The following is a 23946-nucleotide window of genomic DNA, read 5'->3' on the forward strand; positions in this document are numbered from 1 at the left end:
CGCGCGAAGGTTAAAACCGTTCTCGGGTCACTATCCTGCACGGCGGGCCAGATCCTCTGCGGCGGGTTCGACGAGAGACCCCGGAAAATCGGAGCCGGCAGGGCCGTTCGACAGCGGACCCGTCGATGTGCCCCTGCCCGGTTCCGCCACGACGTTTCGTCTACATCACGTCCGGATGGCCGCGCGGGCGTCGCGTTCGGCGGCGTCGGCGCGGCGTTTGGTGGCGAGCGAGGCGGCGATCACGCCCACGGTCACCAGCGCGATCAGGATCGTCGAGAGCGCGTTGATCTGCGGCGAGACGCCGAGGCGGATCGACGAGAAGATCTTGATCGGCAGCGTCGTGGCCGAGGGCCCGGTGGTGAAGGAGGCGATGACCAGATCGTCGAGCGAGAGGGTGAAGGCGAGAAGCCAGCCCGAGATCACCGCCGGGGCGATGATCGGCAGGGTCACGAGTCGGAAGGCCTGCGCCTGCGTGCAGCCGAGGTCGAGCGCCGCCTCCTCGAGCGCGGTGTCGAAGGTGGCAAGCCGCGAGGATACCACGACCGAGACGTAGCACATCGAGAAGGTCGTGTGCGCGAGCACCACCGTGAAGATGCCGCGGTCGAGGCCGATGCCGATGAACAGGAGCAGGAGCGAGAGGCCGGTGATCACCTCGGGCATGACGAGCGGCGCGTAGATCATGCCGGAAAAGAGCGTCCGGCCCCTGAAGCGGCCCATCCGGACCATGACGATGGCGGCGAGCGTGCCGAGCACCGTCGCGATCGTCGAGGAGAAGACGGCGACGCGCAGGGTGACCCAGGCGGCGTCGAGGAAGGCCTCGTCCTGCAGGAGCTCGCCGTACCAGCGGGTCGAGAAGCCGCCCCAGACCGTCACCAGCCGCGAGGCGTTGAAGCTGTAGATCACGAGGATGATCATCGGCAGGTAGAGGAACGCGAAGCCGAGCGTCAGCGAGGTGGCGTTGAACCAGGAAAAGCGTCTCATGTCGGGCTCCGGGTCGCGGCGGCGTGCGGTGCGGTCTGGCTCATCCCTCGGCCTCCCGCGCCTTCTGCTCGTTGCGCTGGAAGAGCACGATGGGCACGATCAGGATGAGCAGCAGCACGATCGCCACGGCGCTTGCCACCGGCCAGTCACGGTTCGAGAAGAACTCCTCCCACAGCACCTTGCCGATCATCAGCGTGTCCGACCCGCCGAGGAGCGAGGGGATCACGAATTCGCCGATCGCCGGGATGAAGACGAGGAAGCACCCCGCGATCACGCCCCCGCGCGAAAGCGGCCATGTCACCAGCCAGAACGCCTCGAGCCGCGAGCAGCCGAGATCCTCGGCGGCCTCGAGCAGGGCGTCGTCCATCTTTTCGAGCGCCGCGTAGATCGGCAGGATCATGAACGGAAGATACGTGTAGACGATGCCGATATAGACCGCGGTGGTCGTGTTGAGGATCTGCAAGGGCTCGTCGATGATCCAGAGGTTCATCAGCAGCTGGTTCAGCAGGCCTTCGGTCGAGAGGATCCCCATCCACGAATAGACGCGGATCAGGAACGAGGTCCAGAACGGCAGGATCACCAGCATCAGGAGCGTCGGCTGCCAGGACCGGTCCGCCCGGGCCATGCCGTAGGCGATGGGATAGCCGACCGCGAGCGTGATCAGCGTCGACACGAACGCGATCCAGACCGAGCTGAGATAGGCCTTCCAGTAGAGATCGTCCTGCGTGAGGAAGACGAAGTTCTCGAAATCGAGCGCCCGGACGAAGTCGACGAGGCCGCTCCAGCCCGCCGAGAGATCGAGGTTCGGCGAATAGGGCGGGATGGACAGGGTGATGTCCGAGAGCGAGATCTTGAAGACGATCAGGAACGGGATCAGGAACAGCGCCAGCAGCCACAGATAGGGTACGGCGATCAGCAGACGTCTCATGGCGCGGCCCTCCTCATTCGGTCAGCACCACGCCGGCGGTCTCGGTGAACGAGAGATAGACCTCGTCCTCCCATGTGATGCCGCGGTTGGCGAGGCGGCGGTGGTTGGTGCTCTGCGCCTTGAGGAGCGTGCCGTCCGAGAGGCGGACGTGATAGGTCGAGATGTTGCCGAGATAGGCGATGTCCTCGACCTTGCCTTGCAGCAGGTTCGGGCGGGTCTCGTCCCGCTCCTTGGAGATGTGCACCTTTTCGGGGCGGATCGCGAAATGGACGGACTGGTCGGTCGAGAGCGACGTCTCGGAGGTGGCGACGATGGGCGGCTGGCCCTCGGCCCAGGCGATCTCGACCCGCTCGCCGGCGGGTTTTGCGCGTCCAGCGATGAGGGAGACGTCGCCGATGAAGTCCGCGACATAGGTGGTGGCGGGCTGTTCGTAGATCTCGGGCGGGGTCGCGACCTGCACGAGGCGACCCTCGTCCATCACCGCGACGCGGGAGGCGACGGTCATCGCCTCTTCCTGGTCGTGGGTGACAATCACGAAGGTGGTGCCGGTCTTCTCCTGGATGTCCATGAGCTCGAACTGCGTCTCCTCGCGGAGCTTGCGGTCGAGCGCGCCGAGCGGCTCGTCGAGGAGCAAGAGCTTCGGCGCCTTGGCGAGGCTGCGGGCGAGCGCGACGCGCTGGCGCTGGCCGCCTGAGATCTGGTGGGGCTTGCGCGACTTGAACTTCTCGAGGCGCGTGAGGCGCAGCATCTCGGTGACCCGGGCGTCGATGGCATCCTTGTCCTGCTTCTCGCGCTTGAGGCCGAAGGCGATGTTCTCCCAGACCGAGAGATGCGGGAAGAGCGCATAGCTCTGGAACATCATGTTGACCGCGCGGCGGTTCGGCGGCACGCGGCCGAGATCCTGCCCCGAGAGCAGGATGCTGCCCTCGGTCGGCGTCTCGAACCCCGCGAGCATGCGCATCATCGTCGTCTTGCCGCAGCCCGAGGGGCCGAGAAGCGCGAAGAATTCCTTCTCGTAGATCCCCAGCGACAGACCGTCGATCGCGGTGAAATCGCCGAAACGCTTCGTGACGTTCCTGAATTCGATCAGGGGTTTGGCACCCGGGTCACTCCAGGGGGCAAAGACCGTCTGGCTCATCGCGGCTCCGATGCGGGAAAGGCAGGGGGCCGCGCCGGCGGGCGGCGCGGCGGGGAAGGCGGCGTCCTCAGACGCCCGACTTGATCGAGGTCCAGAGGCGCGTGACCGTGCGCTGCAGGCGCGGGTCGTACGGCGTCACCGAGTAGAGGTTGTTCAGCGTCTCCTCGTCGGGATAGATCGCCGGATCGCCGATCACGTCCTCGTTGAGATATTGCTGCGAGGCCTCGTTGCCGTTGGCGTAATAGACGTAGTTCGACGCCTGCGCCATGTTCTCGGCATCCATGATGAAGTTGAGGAAGGTGTGCGCCGCCTCGGGGTTCGGCGCGTCGACCGGGATCGCCATCTGGTCGAACCACATCAGCGCACCGCGCTTCGGGATGTGGTATTCCACGGTCACGCCGTTATCGGCATCCGCGGCGCGGTCGCGGGCCTGCAGCACGTCACCCGACCAGCCGAAGGCGACGCAGATCTGGCCGTTGGCGAGCGCGTTGATGTATTCGGAGGAGTGGAACTTCTGGATGTAGGGGCGGATCTCCTGCATCAGCGGGCCGACCTGCTCGATCACCTCCGGATCCTTGGAGTTCGGATCCTCGCCGAGATAGTTGAGCGCGGCCGGGATCACCTCGGTCGGCGCGTCGAGGAAATGCACGCCGCATTCGGCGAGCTTTTCCATGTTCTCGGGGTCGAAGATCAGATCGAGGCTGTCGACGGGGGCGTCCTCGCCGAGGACCTCGCGCACCTTGTCGATGTTCACGCCGAGCCCGGTCGTGCCCCACATGTAGTTGATCGAGTAGGTGTTGTCGGGATCGTACTGGGCGGTGCGCTCCTGGATCACGTCCCACATGTTGTCGAGGTTGGGCAGCTGGCTCTTGTCGAGCTCCTGGAAGGCGCCGGCCTGGATCTGGCGCTGCAGGAACGAGCCGGTGGGCACCACCACGTCGTAGCCGGAGCTGCCGGCGAGCATCTTGGTCTCGAGCACCTCGTTGCTGTCGAAGACGTCGTAGATCAGATCGATCCCGGTCTCCTCCTCGAACTTGGTCAGCAGGTCCTCGTCGATGTAGTCGGACCAGTTGTAGACGCGCACTTCCTGCGCGGAGACCGCGCCGGCGCAGAGCGCTGCGGCGGCGGTGAGAGTGACGAGGGTCTTGGTCATTCGGGGCTCCCCATTGTCGGTGGGCGCATCTGGCGCGCGCCCTCCCGACCGGATGTGATCAAATGATGCGCAAGGCGGCAACCATTAGATCATTATCCGCGCCGCCGGGGGCTGCAAGCGCTTGTCTCGTGGGCAGATAAACGCTGCCGCCGGGAAAAGGTCGCGCAGGAGGCGCGCCGCCTCGGTGCAGGGCCGGGATCGCGCCCCCTTCCGCCGGGGGCAATCCGAACCTACGTTCGGAGCCAACAGGACGCGAAAGGACGACCCATGCGCTACTCGCTGCTCGATCTCGCGCCGGTGCCCGAGGGGGCGGACACGTCCCGGGCGCTGCGCAACATGGAAGACCTCGCCGTGCATGCCGAAGGCTGGGGCTATCACCGCTACTGGCTGGCCGAGCATCACAACATGCCCGGCATCGCCTCCGCCGCGACGGCGGTGCTGATCGGCCACGTCGCCGCGAAGACGAAGCAGATGCGCGTCGGCGCGGGCGGGATCATGCTGCCGAATCACGCGCCGCTCGCGGTGGCGGAGGCCTTCGGCACGCTCGCGACGCTGCACGAGGGGCGCATAGATCTCGGCCTCGGACGCGCGCCCGGCGGCGATCAGGCGGTGATGCAGGCGCTCGGCGTGCATCCGAGCCGCGCCGAGCGGTTCGAGGCCGAGATCGAGCAGTTGCGCGCGCTTCTCGGCCCGGCCCGCGAGGGCATGCGGGTGCGCGCGCATCCGGGCGAAGGCACCGAGGTGCCGCTCTGGGTCTTGGGCTCGTCGCTGCACGGCGCCGCGACGGCGGCGCAGCTCGGGCTGCCCTATGCCTTCGCCTCGCATTTCGCGCCCGCGGCGCTGGAGCGGGCCTTCGCGCTCTATCGGCAGAACTTCCAGCCTTCCGAGCAGCTGTCGAAGCCGCATGCGATGCTGGCGGTGAACGTCTTCGGCGCGGACACCGACGCCGAGGGCGTGCGGCTCAGGACCTCGATGCAGCAGGCCTTCTACCGGCTGCGGACGGGCCAGCCGGGCAAGATGCCGGCGCCGGTAGACGACATCACCTCGGTCATTCCGCGCGAGGTGCTGCCTGCGATCGACGGCGCGCTCTCGGTCTCGGCGACGGGATCGCCCGAGACGGTGCGGCAGCAGCTCGAGGCTCTGGTCGCGGAGCACCAGCCCGACGAGGTCATCCTGACCGGGCAGATCCACGACCACGCGGCGCGGCTGAAGAGCTTCGAGATCGCGGCCGAGGCGATGTCGCGGATCGGCGCACCGGTGGCGGCATGAGCCACGCGGCGCGCCCTGCCCCGCCGGAGAGCCCCGCCCGCGCCCATGACATGGTTCTGACGCGGCGGGGCCTGCGCTTCATGGGGCGGATATGGCCCTGCACGATCGGTCGGGGCGGCGTCACCGCGGACAAGCGCGAGGGCGACGGCGCGACGCCGGTCGGCACGCACGCGATCGTCGGGATGCTCTACCGCCCGGACCGGCTGGCGAGGCCCGCGGATTGGGCGGTGCCGATCCGGCCCGGCGATCTCTGGTGCGACGATCCCGGGGACGAGGATTACAACCTCATGGTCCGCGCGCCGCACGGGGCCAGCGCGGAATCCCTGCGCCTGCCCGATCCGCGCTACGACATCGTCCTGATGACGGACTGGAACTGGCCTCATGCGGAAGCCGGGCGCGGCTCGGCGATCTTCCTGCATGCCTGGCGGCGGCCGGGCTATCCGACGGCGGGCTGCGTCGCCTTCCGGCCCGATCACCTGCGGCGGATCGCGGGGCTCGTGACCTACGAGACGCGCCTGATCGTCCCGCCGGAGATGGCGGGCTGAGGGCGGGAGCGAGGGGCCGGCCCCTCGCGCTTCCCGGGATATTTGGGTCAAGAAGAAAGACGTACCGGGCGCATCGTGTTGCGCCCGGTGCGATTTGTGGTCAGGCGGCGATGCTGTCGGCCTCGGCGGCCTCTTCTTCGGTGAGGTCGAGGCGTTGGCGCAGGTCGGCGAGGTAGCGTCGGTCGCCTTCGCTGTCGCCATCGACCGCGGCGCGGGAGACGAGGTAGAATTCCTCGGCGGTTTCCTTGTCCTTCACGCCGGGCAGGAGCACGTCGAGCGGCCGCGGATTGGCGATCTCGCGCTCCATCGTGGCGCGCTCCTCGGGGGTCGCGTCGGCCTCGCCGATGGCGTCGAGGATCCGGCTACGCTCCGCGTCCGAGAGCGAGCCGTCGGCATAGGCCGCCGTAATCATTGCCCGGATCATCAGCAGCGCCTCGTCCTCGCTGAAGCGTTCGGCGGCCTCTTCACCCTCGCGCAGATCCTCTGGCGCGGCCTCACCATTCTGGGCGGAGGAGTGCGAGCTCTGCGATCCGCCGCTCAGGAATTCGTTGGCGGTGTCGCGGATCTTGTCGACGATGCTGCCGACGGAACCGGACGCGGTGCCGCTGCCGGCAGCGCTGCCACCCGTGGTGGTGCCGCTGCGATGCCCCGCCTGGCTTTGCGCCGTCGAGGACTGGCTGCTCTGGTAGGCTTGGTAGGCCATGTAGCCCAGCGCGGCGAGACCGAGCTTGCCGCCGAGGCCGCTGCTGCGGCGACGGCGGGAGCCGAGCATGCCGAGGGCCGAAGCGGAGCCGAGTGCGCCGCGGCGGCGACCGCGGCCGGCCATCCGGCTCGCCAGCATGGTTCCGAGAATGCGCTTCATGCTCATGAGAGAGACCTCCTGTCTCGGGACCGTCCCGCCGGTGATCGGCAGGTCATGGGTCCGTTCGCCGGAGAAACCCGCAAGGCGCCGCGCCCGTTCCCCGCCCCCGACGCGCATCGGAGGAAGGCCGCCCAGACGTTGTCCCTCCATCACCGGCGCGAGCGGGGGGCATTGCGCTTGGACAGGACCCCGCGCGAGGTCTAGGTCTGACACGCAGCCCAGACCGGAGATGCCCCGATGCCCCTCGCCCCCGCCGACGACGCCTTTCTCGAGACGCTCCGCGCCCGCCTGCCCGGGGATGTTCTTCGCCCGGCCGAGGCCCGGTATCTCGAGGAGCCGCGCGGGCGCTGGAGCGGGGCGCCGACGCATGTGGCCCTGCCCCGGTCGGTCGACGAGGTCGCGGACATCGTGCGGGCCTGCGCCGAGGCGCGCGTCGGGATCGTTCCTTACGGCGGCGGCACGGGTCTCGTCGGCGGTCAGGTCATGCCCGGGGGCGCCGAGGCCCCGCTGCTGCTGTCGCTCGAGCGGATGAACGCGGTGCGGGGCGTCTGGGCCGAGGAGAACGTCCTCGTCGCCGAGGCCGGAGCGATCCTTGCCGAGGTGCAGGGCGCGGCGCGGGAGGCGGGCCGGCTCTTTCCGCTGTCGCTGGCCTCGGAAGGGTCGGCGCGGATGGGCGGTCTGCTCGCGACCAATGCGGGCGGGGTCAACGTGCTGCGCTACGGCAACGCGCGCGACCTCTGCCTCGGGCTCGAGGCGGTGCTGCCCTCGGGCGAGATCTGGCACGGGCTCAGGCGGCTGCGGAAGGACAATACCGGCTACGATCTGCGCAACCTGCTGATCGGCGCGGAGGGCACGCTCGGGGTGATCACGGCGGCGAGCCTGCGGCTCTTCCCGATGCCCGCGGCGACCGGGACCGCGCTGCTGGTGGTGGAGAGCCCGGCCGCGGCGCTGGGCCTTCTGGCGATGGCGCGGACGCAGATGGGCGAGGCGGTGAGCGCCTTCGAGATCATGGGGCGCACGGGATGGGAGTTCCTCGCGGAGACGCTGCCGGAGGTGCGCCTGCCCTTCGATGACGCTCCCGAATGGTCGGTGCTGGTGGAGGTCGGGCTGCCGCGGGGCCTCTCGCCCGCCGAGGCGCTGGAGGAGCTCTTTGCCGATGCCTTCGAGGCGGGGCTGGTGAGCGACGGGCTGGTCGCGCAGTCGGAGGCGCAGGCGGCGGAGTTCTGGCAGGTGCGCGAGCGCATTCCGGAAGCCAACCGCAAGATCGGCGCGGTCTCGTCGCACGACATCTCGGTGCCGCTCTCGGCGATCCCGGACTTCATCCCCGAGGGCATGCGGCGGCTCGCGGCGGTCGGCGACTTCCGGGTGAACTGCTTCGGGCATGTGGGCGACGGCAATCTTCATTACAACGTCTTTCCGGCGCCGGGGCGGAGCCGCGCGGATCACGAGCACCAGCGGGACGAGATCAAGCGGGTGCTGCACGACCTCGTGCACGAGATGGGCGGATCGGTCAGCGCCGAGCACGGGATCGGGCGGCTCAAGGTGGACGACCTCGAGAGGTATCAGGACCCGGCCAAGCTGAACGCGATGCGGGCGATCAAGGACGCGCTCGATCCTTCGGGGATCATGAACCCGGGCGCGGTGCTGCGCGCGCGGTGAGCGTCACATGCTGTTGAAGACGCAGCCGTCCGAGAGGAACATCGGCGGCGTCTTGCAGAGGCCGCGGGCGGTCTCGAAGGCGGCGAGCACTTTCGGGACGTAGTCGCGGGTCTCGGCATAGGGCGGCACTCCGCCATGCGGGGCGATGGAGTTCTCGCCCGCATTGTAGCCGGCCAGCACGAGCATCGGATCGCCGCCGAACTTCTTCATCAGGAAGTCGAGGAAGGCGATGCCGCCGCTGATGTTCTGGCGCGGATCGAAACTGTCGGAGACGCCGAAGCGCGAGGCGGTCGCGGGCATGAGCTGCATCAGGCCCTGAGCGCCCGCATGGCTTTGCGCGGTGGGGCGGCCGCCGGATTCGACGGCCATGACCGCGAGGGCGAGGGCGGGCGAGACGTCGGTCCCGACGCTGGCGGCGAGAATGGAGGAACCGTGCGCGCGCGCCATGTCCTGCAGGGTCTGGAGGCGCGGCGGCGCGACCCCCCTGCCCTCGGGCGCGGCCCGCAGCTGCCGCAGCGCCGGCTCGAGCCGCCCGGGCCCCGCCCCCTCGATGCCGGTGAAGCCCGCATTCCAGAACCATCCGTAGCGGCCCGCATCGCCCGGCCGGGCGGGCGCGATGGCGGCGACGGGCTCCGCCCTCGGGACGGTCGGGAGCGGCGGCGGCAGGACGGCGGGATTGGCGCGCGGGGCGATCTGGACGGTGATGCGGTTAGTCGCCCCGGGCTCGGGCAGGCCGATGCGCTTGAAGGTGAAGTCGGCCGCGGCGGGCCCCGCCACCGGTGACAGCGTCAGTCCGGCCGCGAGGACTGCAAGGATCAGGTGTCTGCGCATGGGCCGTGCTCTGCCTCGGATCGCGCGGGTGCATCGCCCGCGCCTTGGCGTCACCATGCCAGACTGACCCTGCGTCACCAACAGGCCGGAAAATCCGGCGCAGCGGAGGGCGACATGATCGCAACAGGCCGAGCGCCGCACCGGCGGAAGATAAATCGACATTGGTTTCAAATTGTTAATGGATGTTTACCATGAGCCGTCGCAGCGTCAAATCGGCGCGAAGCGGCCAAAATCGCGCCTCAATCCGGCAGCTATGTGATGCCGTGCCGCGACGGAGACGGGCGGGTGAGAGATCCCTGGGGACAGACACCGAAGCGGTTGCACGAAGAGCAAACCTGATTTTGGAGAAGACCCATGATCGACTTCCTGAAGACCTTCCGCAAGGATGAAGACGGCGCAGTCACCGTGGACTGGGTCGTGCTGACCGCAGCCGTCGTCGGCCTGGCTGTGGCGGCGTTCTCGACGATCAACACGAACGCCAAGACCCTCACCGGCGAGATCGGCACCTCGATCTCGAATTCGAACACGACGCTCCAGGGCATCAACGGCGGCGGCGACGGCGGCGACGGTTGAGCCTCGGCGACGCAGGGAGGGTCGCGAAAGGCGGCCCTCCCGCTGCGTGCCGGCCCCGGAAGCGCCGGCGTTCCGGAGCCCGGCTGGATCGCGGCTCCATTTCCGCTGTCTCGAGTGATCGATCATGCTGACATCTCTGCCCCTCCCGAAATCCCTCGTCCGTCCCTTCGGACGCTTTGCGCGTGACGAGGCCGGGGCGGTCACGGCCGACTGGGTCCTCCTCACGGCGGCGGTCATCGGCATCGCGGTGGCGGTGACGGCGATCTTCGCGCCCGCATTCGCCCCGCTTCCGCAAACCATCGCGGATTCAATCCAGACGCATAACGACACCATCTTCGGCGCCGACGAGGACGGCTAGGCGCTGGGGCGCGGGGCAGAGATCGCCCTTTTCGGCGCGCCGGGTTCCCCACTCATCGAAGCTGCAGCGAAGGGTTCTGCCATGAGACTGATCTTCGTCCTCGTCCTGATCGCCGGCCTCGGCCTGGCCGGCTCTGCCGTCTACATGGCCCGCACCTATATCGGCGCCTACGAAGCCGCGCTGGTCGCGGAGCGTCAGAAGAACGCGCAGGAGCCGGCTGTGGCGATGGAGGAGATCTGGGTCGCCAACCGGACGATCGCCTATGGCGAGGTGATCGCGGTGGAGGACGTGCGGCTCGTGGCTTGGCCGGCGGACGCCCTGCCCGAGGCCTTCTTCGGCGCCGACCAGCCCGTCGCGGGCGAGGATATCGCCCCCCGCGTCGCGACGCGGCAGATCGAGAAGAACGAGGCGCTGATGGACGCCAAGGTGAGCGCGCCCGGCGGCGATGCGGGCATCACCTCCCGGCTCGCGCCGGGTCAGCGGGCCTTTGCGGTCAAGGTGGACGTGGCGACGGGCGTGTCGGGCTTCCTGCGCCCGGGCGACCGGGTCGACGTCTACTGGACGGGCCGGGTCGGCAACGGGGAGGTCACCAAGCTGATCGAGACCGGCCTCGACCTCATCGCCGTGGACCAGACCGCGGATATGGGCCGCACCGATGCGACCATCGCGCGGACGGTCACCGTGGCGGCGAGCCCGCAGGTGGTGGCAGCGCTCGCGCAGGCGCAATCGAGCGGACGGCTGTCGCTGTCGCTGATCGGGACGAACGACAAGACCATCGCCGAGGCGATCGAGGTCGACCAGCGCAGCCTCCTCGGGATCGAGGAGGAGGTCGCGCAACAGGTGGAGGCGCCGGCGCCGAAGCAGGTCTGCAGCATCCGCACGCGGCGCGGCGCCGAGGTGGCCGAGATCCCGATCCCCTGCTCGAACTGACCCGGCATTCGGGGAGCCGGGCGGCATGTGGCGGTCGCTCCGCCCCATCGCGCTTTGGTTGAAGCGGATTCCGTATTCGCTGTTGCCGGTTGTCCACATAGGGGGCGGTCGGAACGGGGCGGATTCTTGCAATGATGCGGAATGCGGCGCAATCTTGACCGGAATGCGGGCAGATAGACCTGCACGGGGAGGCGTGATCGGAAAGGCAGGTCACATGCGCATCGACAGGTTCCTCAAGGCGGCCGGGCTCGGCCTCGTCTGCGCCCTCGCGCCGATTGCGGCCGTGGGGCCCGAGGCGCAGAATCTCCGCGTGGTGCAGGGATCGGTGGGCCGGGCGCTGAGCGTTCCGATGAACCGGGCGGTCGTCGTCGAGAGCGACATCCCCTTCGCGGAACTGTCGATCGCCAATCCCGCCATCGCGGACATCTCGTCGCTGTCGGACCGCACGATCTACGTGCTCGGCAAGGCGCCGGGAACGACCACGCTGACCATTCTCGACGATGCCGGACGGCTGATCTCGAATGTCGACGTGCGGGTCGCGGCGGATGTCGCCGAGTTCAAGGAAAGGCTCGGGCAGATCCTGCCCGGCGAGGCCATAGAGGTCAGGACCGCAAACGACGGCATCGTGCTCTCGGGCACCGTGTCGTCGGTGCAGAGCCTCGACCGGGCGCTCGACCTTGCCGAACGCTACGCGCCCGAGCGGGTGTCGAACCTGATGTCGGTCGGCGGCGTGCAACAGGTCATGCTCAAGGTCCGCTTCGCCGAGATGCAGCGCTCGGTCTCGAAGGCCCTGCGCTCGTCGCTGTCGCTGATCGGGGACGGGTTCGGCGGCGATCTCGGCGTTCGCGCGACCACCGGCGGCTCGATCGGCAACACGGCGGTGGGCCAGGCGGCGCCGCAGCCCTCCTCGACCGGCGCGGCCCTGCTCGGCTTCGATGTCGGCGGGCTCGAGGTCGGGATCCTGCTCGAGGCGCTGGAAAGCAAGGGCGTGGTGCGCACGCTTGCGGAGCCGAACCTCACCGCCCTCTCGGGGCAGGAGGCGGGGTTCCTCGCGGGCGGGGAATATCCCGTGCCGGTCGCGCAGGAGGGCGGCACCGTCAGCGTCGACTTCAAGCCCTTCGGCATCGAGCTCAACTTCGTGCCGCGGGTGGTGGACGGAGAGCTCATCAACCTCGAGCTCAAGACCGCGGTCTCGGCGATCGACCCGGCGAACGGGGTGCAGGCCGACGGCTTCTCGATCAACGCCTTCTCGCGGCGCGAGGCCTCGACCACGGTGGAGCTGCGCGACGGCGAAAGCTTTGCCATCGCGGGCCTCCTGCAGGACGATTTCTCGGACCTCAACGGGCAGGTGCCGTGGATCGGCGACATCCCGGTGCTCGGCGCGCTCTTCCGCAGCGCGGAATACCAGCGGAGCCAGACCGAGCTCGTGATCATCATCACGCCGCATCTGGTCACGCCGACGCGGGGGGAGGCGCTGGCGCTGCCGACCGACCGCGTGCGCCCGCCGTCGGAGAAGGATCTCTTCCTCTACGGCCGGGTGACCGACGGCAGCCGCCGCCCGAACAGCGGGGGCGCAGGCGAGGTGGCCCGGCAGGATTTCAACGGATCCTACGGCTACGTGATGGATTGAGGATGACGAAGGGGCGGAGCATGCGTGGACTTTCCCTTGGCCTCGCCGGGCTCGCCCTGCTCGGTGCCTGCGGCGAGGCGGGGCGCGATCCGGTCTACACGCAGTTCCACCGCGAGAGCGGGGCGGTCATCGACACCGGCACGTTCGGCGACGCGACGCGCCGGAACACCGCGGCGATGACGGGCGCGGCCACCTACGCCGCCGCGCTCGGGCAACGCTTCGCCGCCGAGGTGCCGACCACCGTGACCTTCGCCTTCAATTCGGCGGCGCTCGACGGCACGGCGCAGGCGGTGCTCGACCAGCAGGCGGGCTGGATCCGGCAGTTTCCCGAGGTGCGCTTTCGCGTCTACGGGCATACCGACCTCGTCGGGTCCGATGCCTACAACCGGGCGCTCGGACTGCGCCGGGCGCAGGCCGTGGTGCGGTATCTCGGCAGCCGCGGCGTGGACCTCTCGCGGCTCGACGCCGTGGTGTCCGAGGGGGAGACGCAGCCTCTGGTGGTCACGCAAGGACGCGAGCGGCAGAGCCGCCGGACCGTCACCGACGTGCTCGGCTTCGTCGCCTCGCATCCGGGCGTGCTCGACGGCAAATACGCGCAGATCGTCTACCGCGATTACGTGCGCAGCGCCGAGCCGGGAACGACGCTGTCGAGCGGCACCGCCGCGAGCGTCGACGCCGCCGGCGGCGGCTGATCCGCTCTCGCGCCGACCGGCCAGGGTGATCGTCCGCGGCGATCCTACAATCACGACAATTCCGTCCAAATGATGCCGCCATTCGACGGCAGATTTCGGTCTCGGCTCCCGGTCCGCTCGGCGATTCCCGCATGAGCGGCATGGCCGGGGCCTCCGGCGGAGCCGGATGCGCGGAGCGCTCGCTCCCCGCCCGCGGCAGAACGCCATCATCGCAAAGGGAAGAGACGCCATGAGTGGTTCGACGTCCAGTTCTGCCGAGATCGGGCCCGTCCGTGCCTGCACGGTGAGCCGCGACGTGCAGCTGTTCGACCTGCTGATCGAGGACATGGAGGCGCTGCTCGGCGAGCACTGGGGCGATCTCGGTCTGGCCGAGGCGGCGGTGTTTCTCAGTCAGCCGGAGGCGTCCGCGCTCGATTTCATCGCGCTCGCCATCGACGACAGCGACGAGGCGCGGATGGACGAGCTTCTGGCGCTCATCGGCCTCGCGCGGGCGCGCCGCGTGAAGGTGGTGCTGATCGCCGACGACATCTCGCCCGCCGCGCTGCACCGCCTGCTGCGCAACGGCGCGCACGAATTCGTGCCCTATCCCCTGCCCGAGGGCGAGCTTGCCGCGGCGGTCGACCGGCTGAAGCGGGGCACCGGCCCGGCCGCACCGCAGGGGGCGGACGGTGCCGTGACGCTGCGGCCGAACGGCGACGGCGTGATCTTAGCGGTCCACGGACTTGCGGGCGGGGTCGGTGCGACCACCTTCGCGGTGAACCTCGCCTGGGAGCTTGCCACCCTGGAGCGGGAGAAGGCGCGTGCGCCGCGGGTGTGCCTCGTGGACCTCGGGCTGCAATTCGGATCGGTCGCCACCTATCTCGACCTGCCGCGGCGGGAGCCTGTGCTCGAGATCCTGTCGGACGCGAGCACGCTCGATCAGGAGAGCTTCGGCCAGGCGCTGGTGAGGTTCGAGGAGCGGCTGCACGTCTTCACCGCGCCGCCGGACCTTCTGCCGCTCGATCTCGTCGGCCCCGAGGAGGTCCAGAGGATCCTCGACATTGCCTGCGATCATTTCGACTTTGTCGTGATCGACCTGCCGCAGGCGGTGACGCACTGGTCCGAGACGGTCCTGCAGGCGGCGCAGGTCTTCTTCGCGCTCGTCGAGCTCGACATGCGGTCGGCGCAGAACACGCTGCGGCTGAAGCGGGCGCTGCAATCGGAGGACCTTCCCTTCGAGAAGCTGCGCTTCGTGCTGAATCGGGCGCCGAAATTCGCGGACATGCAGGGCAAGAGCCGGGCCCGGCGGCTGGCCGAGAGCCTGGGGATCACGCTCGATCTGCACATGCCCGACGGCGGCCGGGCGGTGGCGCAGGCCTGCGATCACGGAATGCCGCTGTCGAGCCATTCGGCCAAGAACCCGCTGCGGCGCGAGATCGCCAAGCTCGCGCGCTCGCTCTACGCCGTCGGCCAGTCCGACGCCGACGCGGCCTGAAGGAGCGGGCCCGATGTTCTCGCGCTACAAGAAGCCGGGCGGACCGGCGGCCCCCCTCCCCCCTGCCCCTTCGGCAGGCAGCGTATCGCCGGTCTCGCGCCGCCCGACGCCCAAGCCAGAGGCGCAGGCCGCGCCGCAGGACCGCGAGCGCAAGCGGCGCGAGCGGCTGCAGGACATCAAGCTCGAGCTGCACCGGGCGCTGCTCGACAACCTCAATCTCGCGGCGCTCGACCAGGCGTCCGAGGCGGATCTGCGCGCCGAGATCCAGTCGATCGCAACCGAGACGCTGCAGGAGAAGGCCATCGTCCTCACCCGCGAGGAACGGCAGACCCTGAACCAGGAGCTCTACGACGAGGTGAAGGGGCTCGGGCCGCTCGAGCCGCTGCTGAAGGACGATTCCGTCTCGGACATCCTGGTGAACGGGCCGCACCAGATCTTCATCGAGCAGAACGGCAAGCTGCGAATGTCGGACGTGACGTTCAAGGACGAGCGGCACCTTCTGCGGATCATCGACAAGATCGTGTCGGCGGTGGGCCGGCGGGTCGACGAATCGAACCCCTATGTCGATGCGCGCCTCGCCGACGGCTCGCGCTTCAACGCCATGGTGCCCCCGATTGCGGTCGACGGCAGCCTCGTGTCGATCCGGAAGTTCAAGAAGGACAAGCTCGGCATCGACGACCTCGTGCGCTACGGTGCCTTCACCGAGGAGATGGCGGTCTACCTGCAGGCGGCGGTGGCCTGCCGGCTGAACGTGATCGTGTCGGGCGGCACCGGCTCGGGCAAGACGACGACGCTGAACGCGCTGTCGTCCTTCATCGACGACAACGAGCGCATCCTGACCATCGAGGATACCGCGGAGCTGCAGCTGCAGCAGAGTCATGTGGGCCGGATGGAGAGCCGTCCGCCCAACGTCGAGGGCAAGGGCGCGGTCACGCCGCGCGATTGCCTCAAGAACGCGCTCCGGATGCGCCCGGACCGGATCATCGTGGGCGAGACCCGCGGCGAGGAGGTCATCGACATGCTGCAGGCGATGAACACCGGCCATGACGGGTCGATGACGACGATCCACGCCAACTCGGCCCGCGACGGCATCAGCCGGCTCGAGAACATGATCGCCATGGCGGGCATCGACATGCCGCTCAAGGCGATGCGCAGCCAGATCGCGAGCGCGGTGAACCTCATCGTGCAGGCGAGCCGCCTGCAGGACGGCTCGCGCCGCATGACCTCGATCACCGAGGTGACCGGCATGGAGGGCGAGGTGATCTCGATGCAGGAGATCTTCCGCTTCCAGCGCGTGGGCCTGACGCCCGACAACAGGATCATCGGCCATTTCACCGCGACCGGCGTGCGCAGCCATTATTCGGAACGCTTCCGGATGTGGGGCTACGATCTGCCGGCGTCGATCTACGAACCTTTCCGGGGGGAGCGCACGCAGTGAGCACCGAATTCGTCATCTACGGGCTGATCTTCGTGGCGGTGCTGGGCCTCGTCGAGGGCGTCTACCTCGTGGCCTTCGGCAAGGCGATCAGCCTCGACAGCAAGCTCAACCGTCGGCTCGCCATGCTCGAGAAAGGCGCGCGCCGGGACGAGGTGCTGGCGAGCCTGCGCAAGGAGATGGACCAGCATTTCGAAAGCCGGTCGATCCCGCTCTACTCGATGCTGGCGGACCGGGCGCAGAAGGCGGCGATCGCCTTCACGCCGCGCCAGCTCATCCTGCTGATGGCCGGGCTCAGCGTCGCGGCCTTTCTCGGGCTGACGCTCGGCACGCAGGCGAGCCTGCCGGTGCGGGTCCTACTCGGCACCGTCTTCGGCATCGGCGGCGTCTTCGTCTGGGTCAACCACAAGGCCAAGAAGCGGCTCGCGCTGATCGAGGAGCAGCTGCCGGACGCGGTCGAGCTGATGGTGCGCTCGCTCCGCGTGGGGCATCCGTTCTCGTCGGCGATCTCGATCGTGGCGAAGGAGATCAAGGATCCGCTCGCCACCGAGTTTGGCATCATCGCCGACGAGAGCGCCTACGGGCGCGACATCGGCGAGGCGCTGCGGCATATGGCCGAACGGCTCGACATGCAGGATCTGCGCTTTCTCGCCGTGGCGGTGTCGATCCAGCAGCAATCGGGCGGCAACCTCGCCGAGATCCTCGACGGGCTCGCCAAGGTCATCCGCGCGCGCTTCCGCCTCTTCCGGAAGGTCAAGGCGATCACCGCCGAGGCGCAATGGTCGGGCAAGTTCCTCTCGGGCTTCCCGGTGGCGGCGCTGATCTTCATCCAGGTGACCAAGCCCGATTACTACGACGGGGTGCTGGACCATCCGTGGTTCATCCCCTGCTGCTTCATCGTGGCGGTCTTCCTCGTGGCGAACCTCTTCGTCATGCGCATCCTCACCAACATAAAGGTCTGAGACGCGGCCATGCTCGATACGCTGAACGCCGTCGTGACGGAGCGTCTGGGGCCCGCGGGGCCGCTGATCCTCGTTGCGGGCCTCGCCCTCGTCCTTCTTCTGGCCTGCATCCCGCTTTTGATGGCCCAGAGGCCGGACCCGATGCGCAAGCTGGCGCAGACCAATGCCGGCCGCATGCAGGCGGAGACCCGGCAGGTGCTGCGCGAGACGGGCAAGCGCGACAAGCTCAACCGGTACGCGCAGTTTCTGGAGCCGCAGAACGCCGAGGAGCTCTCGGACATCCGGCTGAAGCTCATGCAGGCGGGATATGCCGGCAAGGAGGCGGTGAGGCTCTACTATTTCGCGCAATTCGCGCTCGGGCTCGGGCTGCTGGCCTGCGGGGTCGGCTATTACATGGCGACGATCGGCCCCGAGGGCACCGCCAAGCAGATGATGATGTACATCCTCGGGCCCGGCTTTCTCGGCTATTACGCGCCGAAATACTGGGTCACCAAGCGTCAGCAGGAGCGGCAGCAGACGATCCAGGACGGGTTTCCCGACGCGCTCGACATGATGCTCGTCTGCGTCGAGGCGGGGCAGTCGATGGACCAGGCGATCGTGCGGCTCGGCCGCGAGCTGCGCGCCTCCTACCCGCCGCTCGCCGACGAGTTCCAGCTGGTGAGCTACGAGATGAAGGCCGGCAAGGACAAGGCGGCGGTGCTGGGCGACATGTCGGAGCGCTGCGGGGTGCAGGACGTGTCGTCCTTCGTCACCGTCCTGAACCAGTCGGCGCAGTTCGGCACGTCGGTCGCCGACGCGCTGCGGATCTATGCCGCCGAGATGCGGGACAAGCGGGTCATGCGGGCCGAGGAGAAGGCAAACAAGTTGCCAACAAAGATGACATTGACCACGATGATGCTGACGGTCCCGCCGCTTCTCATCATCCTCGTCGGCCCCTCGGCGGTGGGCATCATGGAACTGGGATCAATGGGCAGGTAAGGCCGATGCGTGCCGCGCCATTCGTGATGATCGCCGGTCTGGCCGCCTGCAGCGCGGGCGGTTTCGCCGAAACCGGCGACCGGGTCTTCGCCCCCTCGGTCGACCCGCGGGGAAAGGCCGTGGACGGCCTCGTCGTCGGGCACCGGCTGATGGATGCGAACGAGCCCGAGCTCGCGCTCGAGGCCTATCTGCGCGCCGCGGCGGACCGGGGGCTCGACGGCGAGGTGCTGTCGGCGATCGGATCGGCCAATCTCGCGCTCGGGCGGCTCGGCCAGGCCGAGCGGCAGCTGCGGCAGGCGGTGGAGAGCGACGAGGTGAGCCCCGAGGCCTGGAACAACCTCGGCGTGGTGCTGATGGAGCGCGGCAAGACCGCCGAGGCCTCTGAGGTCTTCCGCAGGGCCTATGCGCTCGACAATGGCGAAAGTGACGCAATCCGGGACAATCTGCGCTTGGCGCTCGCAAAAATGCGTGATCCGGTCTACGCTGACGTAGAGGCAACAGAGTACCGGCTCGTGCGCCGTGGACAGGGCGAATACCTGATCCAGAACGCGCAACAAGAGGCCGGCGAGCAGTAAAAGGACGCAACAATGCGCCAGCCCATCCTTGCCGTCCTCTGCCTTGCAGGGGCCGCCGGCCTTGCCGGCTGTCAGAATTCCGCGGACGAAAGCGTCGAGCGCGCCTTCCAGGGCGTGAACGCGCTCGACGGGGTGGGTCTGAGCGACGTGATGCTGCAATCGGCCGATCCCGACGAGGCGGTGCGCTACTTCCAGCGGTCCCTCGGTCAGGAGCCGGCACGGATCGACTTCCAGCGCGGCCTCGCGCAATCGCTGATCCGGGCCAAGCGCAACACCGAAGGCGTCGCCGCCTGGGAGAAGGTCGCAGCGCATCCGCAGGCCTCGCACGAGGACCGGGTCGAGCTTGCCGACGCGCTGATCCGGACCGGCGACTGGGCGCGGGCGCAGGCGACCCTCGCCGCCGTGCCGCCGACCTACGAGACCTTCAAGCGCTACCGGCTCGAGGCGATGATCGCCGATTCCAACGAGGACTGGGCGAAGGCGGATTCCTTCTACGAGATCGCGGTCGGGATGACGACGACGCCGGCGAACGTGCTCAACAACTGGGGCTTCTCGAAGCTGACGCGCGGCGCCAATGCCGAGGCCGAGCGGCTCTTCACCGACGCGATCCGGCACGACGGCACGCTCTTCACCGCCAAGAACAACCTGATGCTGGCGCGGGCCGGACAGGGCAACTACACGCTGCCGCCGATCCCGATGTCGCAGCAGGAGCGGGCGGAGCTTCTGCACACGGTGGGGCTCGCTGCGGTCAAACGCGGCGACATCGCGCTCGGTCGCGGCCTGATGGAGGATGCGCTGCAGACCCATCCGCAGCATTTCGAGGCCGCCGCGCGCTCGCTCGACGCGCTGGGTCAGGCGCGGTAGCGCCCGCAGCGGCCGCCGGAGACACGACATGGACATCACCGTGCGATCGGCGCACTGGTTCCTGCCGCTGGTGGGGCCGATCTGCCTCTGGGTCTGCTACACCGACATGAAGTGGATGAGGATCACCAACGTCACCGTGTTGGTGCTGGTGACGGTCTTCGCGGTGCTCGGCCTCGCCGCCCTGCCCCTCGAGACGTATCTCTGGCGCTGGCTGCATCTGGCCGTGGCGCTGGCGGGGATGCTCGCGCTCTATGCCGGGGGTGCGATGGGGGCGGGGGACGCCAAGTTCATCGCCGCCGCGGCGCCCTTCATCCATCTCGGCGATCTGCGGCTGGTGCTGGTGCTCTTCGCCGCCACGCTGCTGGCCGCTTTCGCCGCCCACCGGGCGGTGCGCGCCTCCCCGCTGCGGCGTCTCGCGCCCGGCTGGAAGAGCTGGCACGAGGCCAAGCGCTTTCCGATGGGCCTCGCCCTCGGGGGGACGCTGGCGCTCTATCTCGGGCTCGGGAGCCTCTACGGCAGCTGACCCGCGCGCCGGTCTCTCAGAGCCCGAGCTGCGCGATCAGCCGCTCGACCACCGCGCGGTCGGGCCCGTTCTTGCAGGCCTTGCGGGCGCGGAAGAGCGTCGCCTGGCTGCGCAGCACCGGCTCCTCGTCGAGAACCTTGAGGTGGTTGGCGCGCAGCGTCTCGCCGGTCGAGGTGATGTCGGCGATGGCCTCGGCGGTCATGTTCTTGACGGTGCCCTCGGTCGCGCCCTGGCTGTCGACCAGCCGGTAATCGGCGACGCCGCCATGGCGGAGATAGTCGCGGACGAGCCGGTGATACTTGGTCGCGATGCGCAGGCGCTGGCCGTGCGCCGCGCGGAACGCCGCCGCCGCGGCGTCGAGATCGTCGAGCGTGTCGACATCGACCCAGGCCGAGGGCACCGCGACGATGAGGTCGGCATGGCCGAAGCCGAGCTCGGCCAGCGGCTCGACCTTCTGGTCCCATTGCACCAGCGTCTCGCGGATGAGGTCGGTGCCGGTGACGCCGAGATGGATGCGCCCGTTCGCGAGCTCGCGCGGGATCTCGGAGGCGGAGAGCAGCACGAGCGACACTCCGTCGATCCCCTCGACAGCGCCGGCATATTCGCGCTCCGACCCGGTGCGGGTGAGCGTGATGCCGTGCTCGGCGAACCAGTCGAAGGTCTTCTCCATCAGCCGCCCCTTGGAGGGCACGCCCAGCTTCACGGTCATGATCTGCCTCCGAGTGCGACGAGGAGGTCGGGGCGGATCACGCCGCCCACCGCGGGGATGCTCGCGCCGCCGCCGAGCCGCTCGGTCAGCGCGTCGTAGCGCCCGCCGGTCGCGACCAGCGGCAGGTCGGGGCGCGTTGGGGCGGAGAAGCCGAAGACGAAGCCGTCGTAATATTCCATCGAGGTGCGCCCGTAGGACGCCTCGAAGGGCAGCGTGCCGACGTCGATGCCGCGCGCGGCCAGCGCCTCGCAGCGGCGCGCGAAGGTCTCGACCGCGGGTCCGAGCGCGGAGAGGTCGATCGAGAGATCGCGCAGGCGCTCGAGCGCGAAGGGGCAGGTTTCGGAGACGCGCAGCAGCGTGTCGATGAGCTGCACCTCTTCGGCGGCGAGCCGCGGCTCGGCGGCATCGGCGCGCAGCGCGTCGATCCGGGCGCGGATCTCGGCCTCGGAGCGCAGGCCGATGAGCGGCCCGGCGGCGTCCATCGGATCGGCGGCCTTGAGGAGCGCGGTCCGCGTCGGCGGCGGCGGGGTGCGGCCCGCGAAGCGGTCGAGCAGCGCCCGGAACCGCCGCGGGCGCCAGATGTGGCGCAGGAGCGCGGCCTTGCGCGCGTCCGAGATGCGCAGCGAGCGCACGGCGGCGGTGAGGATGCCGATATCGCCGGTCGCGGGCTTCAGCGGATAGTCCGACAGCACCTCCGAGAAGAGCGCGAAGACCTCGGCGTCGGCGCGCGCGGGGTCGCTGCCGTCGAACACCTCGTAGCCCGCCTGGATGTATTCCGGGGAGCGCTCGGGGTGATCCTCCTGCCGGCGGAAGACCTCGCCCGAATAGGTGTAGCGCGCGGGCTCCGCCCCCTCGCGCATGTGCCGCTCGACCACCGGGACGGTGAAGTCGGGGCGCAGCATGCGCTCGCCGCGGGCGGGATCCTGGGTGACATAGGCGCGCGCGCGGATATCCTCGCCGTAGAGGTCGAGCAGGGTCTCTGCGGGCTGCAGGATCGCGCAGTCGACGGGAAGCGCACCCGCCGCTTCGAACCGCGCGGTGAGCTGCGCGGCAAGGTCTCGCGCGGGGCCGTGGGTCATTGCCCGCGCCCTGCCAGAACGTCCTGCACACGCGCCACGAGCTCGGAGCGGGGGCATTCGAATTGCGAGGGGCGCTCCTTCCACTCCTCGAGCGTGGCGTTCTCGGCGATCCTGGCGCCGAGGATGAGGTCCTTGATCTGGATCTTGCCCTGCTCGAACTCGTCCGACCCCGCGATGACGGCGGCCGGCGAGCCGCGCCGGTCCGCGTATTTCAGCTGGTTGCCGAAGTTCTTGGGATTGCCGAGATAGACCTCGGCGCGGATGCCGGCCTGCCGCAGTTCGGCGACCATGGCCTGGTACTCGGCCATGCGGGCCTTTTCCATGACGGTGACGACGACGGGACCTTCGGCGCGCGCCTCGGCCTTGCCGCTGGCGGCAAGCGCGGCGAGCAGCCGGTCGACCCCGATCGACACGCCGGTCGCGGGCACGGCCTGCCCGGTGAAGCGCTTGACGAGATCGTCGTAGCGTCCGCCGCCCGCGACCGAGCCGAACTGCCGCGGCCGGCCCTTCTCGTCGGTGATCTCGAAGGTCAGCTCCGCCTCGAAGACGGGGCCGGTGTAGTAGCCGAGGCCCCGGACGACGGAGGGGTCGATCACGATGCGGTCCGCCTCGTAGCCCTGCGCGGCGAGGAGATCCGCGATCTCGCGCAGCTCGGCCACGCCTCCGGCACCGATCTCGCTGGCCCCGACCGCCGCGCCGAGGTTCGCGAGCGTCGCTTCGGTGGTCTCGCCCTTCGAGGTGAGGAAGGCGATCACCGGTTCGGCCTGGGCCTCCGAGAGCCCGACCCCGTCGATATAGGCACCCGACGCATCGAGGCGGCCCTTGCCGAGAAGCTCGCGCACGCCGCTCTCGCCGACCTTGTCGAACTTGTCGATGGTGCGCAGCACGGCGTCCTTCTGCGCGTCGTCCTCGAGCCCCATCGCCTCGAGCACGCCGTTCAGGACCTTCCGGTTGTTGACCCGAATGAGGTACTGCCCGCCAAGACCGACCTCCTCGAGCACGTCCGCGAGCAGCGCGCAGATCTCGGCATCGGCGGCCACCGACGGCGCGCCGACGGTATCCGCATCGCATTGATAGAACTGCCGGAACCGCCCCGGCCCCGGCTTCTCGTTGCGCCAGACCGGGCCCATCGCAAAGCGGCGGTAGGGCGTCGGCAGATCGTTCCGATGCTGGGCGTAGACGCGGGCGAGCGGCGCGGTCAGGTCGTAGCGCAGCGCCAGCCAGTCGCCGTTTCCGCCCTCGTCGGCCTCCTGCCAGGCGAAGACGCCCTCGTTGGGGCGGTCCACGTCGGGCAGGAACTTGCCCAGCGCCTCCACGGTCTCGACCGCGGAGCTCTCCAGCGCCTCGAAGCCGTAGCGATGGTAGACGCCCGCGATCTTCGCCAGCATTTCGGAGCGGCTCGTGACCTCGGCGCCGAAATAATCGCGGAAGCCCTTCGGCGTCTCCGCCTTGGGCCGGGGCTGCTTCTTGACCTTCGCCATGCCTGTGGGACCATCCTGGGGAAACTGCGCCGCCCGTCTAGCCGCTCGGGGAACCGGGGGCAAGGCGGCGGCGATTGCGCACGGCCCCCGCGCCCGCTATGCGGCTCCCATGACCGACGCGGAACGCCTCGAATCCCACATCGCCCATCTCTCGGCGCAGCTCGAGGATCTCTCCGCCGTCGTCGCGCGGCAGGACACGGAGCTCGATCGCCTGAAGGCCCGGGTCGAGATGCTGCTGCGCCGGGAGGCCGAGCGCGAGGCGGATGGCGGCGGCGGACACGCCTTCGGGGACGAGACGCCCCCTCACTACTGACGCG

The 23946-nt window shown here is 69.1% G+C and carries 25 protein-coding genes; 16 read left to right on the forward strand and 9 right to left on the reverse strand.

Annotated features, from left to right (window positions below; all coding sequences use genetic code 11):
• Nucleotides 1-165: 165 nt before the first annotated feature.
• The 4 genes from OCH239_RS09645 to OCH239_RS09660 form a co-directional block, all read right to left on the reverse strand.
• Nucleotides 166-981 (reverse strand): ABC transporter permease, encoded by an 816-nt coding sequence (locus OCH239_RS09645; RefSeq protein WP_037261675.1) that lies wholly within the window; start codon nt 979-981, stop codon nt 166-168.
• Between the two features lie 40 nt (nt 982-1021).
• Nucleotides 1022-1909: an ABC transporter permease subunit gene (locus OCH239_RS09650; protein WP_037261677.1), complete on the reverse strand. Its 888-nt coding sequence runs from the start codon at nt 1907-1909 to the stop codon at nt 1022-1024.
• Nucleotides 1910-1922: 13 nt separating this feature from the next.
• The gene (locus tag OCH239_RS09655; protein WP_037261679.1) at nt 1923-3047 is read right to left on the reverse strand and encodes an ABC transporter ATP-binding protein; all 1125 of its coding nucleotides are present in this window, start codon (nt 3045-3047) and stop codon (nt 1923-1925) included.
• Between the two features lie 67 nt (nt 3048-3114).
• Nucleotides 3115-4200: a polyamine ABC transporter substrate-binding protein gene (locus OCH239_RS09660; protein WP_037261681.1), complete on the reverse strand. Its 1086-nt coding sequence runs from the start codon at nt 4198-4200 to the stop codon at nt 3115-3117.
• A gap of 267 nt (nt 4201-4467) precedes the next feature.
• Between OCH239_RS09660 and OCH239_RS09665 the strand changes: the two genes are divergently transcribed.
• Both OCH239_RS09665 and OCH239_RS09670 read left to right on the forward strand, forming a co-directional pair.
• The gene (locus tag OCH239_RS09665) at nt 4468-5469 is read left to right on the forward strand and encodes an LLM class flavin-dependent oxidoreductase (RefSeq protein WP_037261684.1); all 1002 of its coding nucleotides are present in this window, start codon (nt 4468-4470) and stop codon (nt 5467-5469) included.
• Nucleotides 5466-6014, forward strand: a complete 549-nt coding sequence (locus OCH239_RS09670; protein WP_244430333.1) for a L,D-transpeptidase family protein — start codon at nt 5466-5468, stop codon at nt 6012-6014. Before OCH239_RS09665 ends, OCH239_RS09670 begins: the two co-directional genes overlap by 4 nt.
• Nucleotides 6015-6114: 100 nt before the next feature.
• Here OCH239_RS09670 and OCH239_RS09675 read toward each other — a convergent pair whose 3' ends face one another.
• Entirely contained in the window at nt 6115-6882 is a 768-nt protein-coding gene (locus OCH239_RS09675; protein ID WP_037261898.1) for a DUF533 domain-containing protein, read from the reverse strand.
• A gap of 231 nt (nt 6883-7113) precedes the next feature.
• On the opposite strand from OCH239_RS09675, the gene OCH239_RS09680 reads away from it, so the two are divergent.
• Nucleotides 7114-8535, forward strand: coding sequence for an FAD-binding oxidoreductase (locus OCH239_RS09680; RefSeq protein ID WP_037261688.1), 1422 nt, complete (start codon nt 7114-7116; stop codon nt 8533-8535).
• A gap of 3 nt (nt 8536-8538) precedes the next feature.
• Here OCH239_RS09680 and OCH239_RS09685 read toward each other — a convergent pair whose 3' ends face one another.
• A complete protein-coding gene (locus OCH239_RS09685) occupies nt 8539-9366 on the reverse strand; it encodes a lytic transglycosylase domain-containing protein (protein ID WP_037261690.1) in 828 nt (275 codons plus the stop codon).
• Nucleotides 9367-9720: 354 nt separating this feature from the next.
• Here OCH239_RS09685 and OCH239_RS09690 point away from each other — a divergent pair, with 354 nt between their 5' ends.
• From OCH239_RS09690 to OCH239_RS09745, 12 genes are all read left to right on the forward strand, one after another.
• Nucleotides 9721-9939 carry a Flp family type IVb pilin gene (locus tag OCH239_RS09690; protein WP_037261692.1) on the forward strand — a complete coding sequence of 73 codons (219 nt, stop codon included), beginning with the start codon at nt 9721-9723 and terminating at the stop codon, nt 9937-9939.
• A gap of 124 nt (nt 9940-10063) precedes the next feature.
• Nucleotides 10064-10297, forward strand: coding sequence for a hypothetical protein (locus OCH239_RS09695; protein WP_037261694.1), 234 nt, complete (start codon nt 10064-10066; stop codon nt 10295-10297).
• Nucleotides 10298-10378: 81 nt separating this feature from the next.
• Nucleotides 10379-11227: a Flp pilus assembly protein CpaB gene (gene cpaB, locus OCH239_RS09700; RefSeq protein WP_037261696.1), complete on the forward strand. Its 849-nt coding sequence runs from the start codon at nt 10379-10381 to the stop codon at nt 11225-11227.
• A 214-nt stretch (nt 11228-11441) separates the two neighbouring features.
• Nucleotides 11442-12857, forward strand: a complete 1416-nt coding sequence (locus OCH239_RS09705; protein ID WP_037261699.1) for a type II and III secretion system protein family protein — start codon at nt 11442-11444, stop codon at nt 12855-12857.
• 20 nt (nt 12858-12877) lie between these two features.
• A complete protein-coding gene (locus tag OCH239_RS09710) occupies nt 12878-13549 on the forward strand; it encodes an OmpA family protein (protein ID WP_037261899.1) in 672 nt (223 codons plus the stop codon).
• A gap of 229 nt (nt 13550-13778) precedes the next feature.
• Entirely contained in the window at nt 13779-15023 is a 1245-nt protein-coding gene (locus OCH239_RS09715) for a CpaE/TadZ family protein (RefSeq protein WP_037261901.1), read from the forward strand.
• A gap of 13 nt (nt 15024-15036) precedes the next feature.
• Entirely contained in the window at nt 15037-16461 is a 1425-nt protein-coding gene (locus tag OCH239_RS09720) for a TadA family conjugal transfer-associated ATPase (protein WP_037261702.1), read from the forward strand.
• Entirely contained in the window at nt 16458-17420 is a 963-nt protein-coding gene (locus tag OCH239_RS09725) for a type II secretion system F family protein (RefSeq protein ID WP_037261704.1), read from the forward strand. Before OCH239_RS09720 ends, OCH239_RS09725 begins: the two co-directional genes overlap by 4 nt.
• Before the next feature lie 9 nt (nt 17421-17429).
• Nucleotides 17430-18398, forward strand: a complete 969-nt coding sequence (locus OCH239_RS09730) for a type II secretion system F family protein (RefSeq protein ID WP_037261706.1) — start codon at nt 17430-17432, stop codon at nt 18396-18398.
• A gap of 5 nt (nt 18399-18403) precedes the next feature.
• On the forward strand, nt 18404-18973 hold the full coding sequence (locus tag OCH239_RS09735) for a tetratricopeptide repeat protein (RefSeq protein ID WP_211241979.1): 570 nt from the start codon (nt 18404-18406) through the stop codon (nt 18971-18973).
• Between the two features lie 12 nt (nt 18974-18985).
• Nucleotides 18986-19837 (forward strand): tetratricopeptide repeat protein, encoded by an 852-nt coding sequence (locus tag OCH239_RS09740; protein ID WP_037261709.1) that lies wholly within the window; start codon nt 18986-18988, stop codon nt 19835-19837.
• 28 nt (nt 19838-19865) lie between these two features.
• Nucleotides 19866-20360 (forward strand): prepilin peptidase, encoded by a 495-nt coding sequence (locus OCH239_RS09745; RefSeq protein WP_037261710.1) that lies wholly within the window; start codon nt 19866-19868, stop codon nt 20358-20360.
• A gap of 16 nt (nt 20361-20376) precedes the next feature.
• Here the strand turns inward: OCH239_RS09745 and hisG are convergent, their stop codons facing one another.
• Genes hisG through hisS form a run of 3 tightly spaced genes read right to left on the reverse strand, consistent with a single transcriptional unit; the run spans nt 20377 to nt 23629 of the window.
• Nucleotides 20377-21069: an ATP phosphoribosyltransferase gene (gene hisG, locus OCH239_RS09750; RefSeq protein ID WP_037261712.1), complete on the reverse strand. Its 693-nt coding sequence runs from the start codon at nt 21067-21069 to the stop codon at nt 20377-20379.
• Nucleotides 21066-22148, reverse strand: coding sequence for an ATP phosphoribosyltransferase regulatory subunit (locus tag OCH239_RS09755; protein WP_037261713.1), 1083 nt, complete (start codon nt 22146-22148; stop codon nt 21066-21068). Before OCH239_RS09755 ends, hisG begins: the two co-directional genes overlap by 4 nt.
• Nucleotides 22145-23629, reverse strand: coding sequence for a histidine--tRNA ligase (gene hisS / locus OCH239_RS09760; protein ID WP_037261715.1), 1485 nt, complete (start codon nt 23627-23629; stop codon nt 22145-22147). The genes OCH239_RS09755 and hisS overlap by 4 nt, the downstream gene beginning before the upstream one ends.
• 109 nt (nt 23630-23738) lie before the next feature.
• Between hisS and OCH239_RS09765 the strand changes: the two genes are divergently transcribed.
• Nucleotides 23739-23942: a SlyX family protein gene (locus tag OCH239_RS09765; protein ID WP_037261718.1), complete on the forward strand. Its 204-nt coding sequence runs from the start codon at nt 23739-23741 to the stop codon at nt 23940-23942.
• Nucleotides 23943-23946: the final 4 nt, after the last annotated feature.

Source organism: Roseivivax halodurans JCM 10272 (assembly GCF_000521785.1).
Taxonomy (GTDB): Bacteria; Pseudomonadota; Alphaproteobacteria; order Rhodobacterales; family Rhodobacteraceae; genus Roseivivax; species Roseivivax halodurans.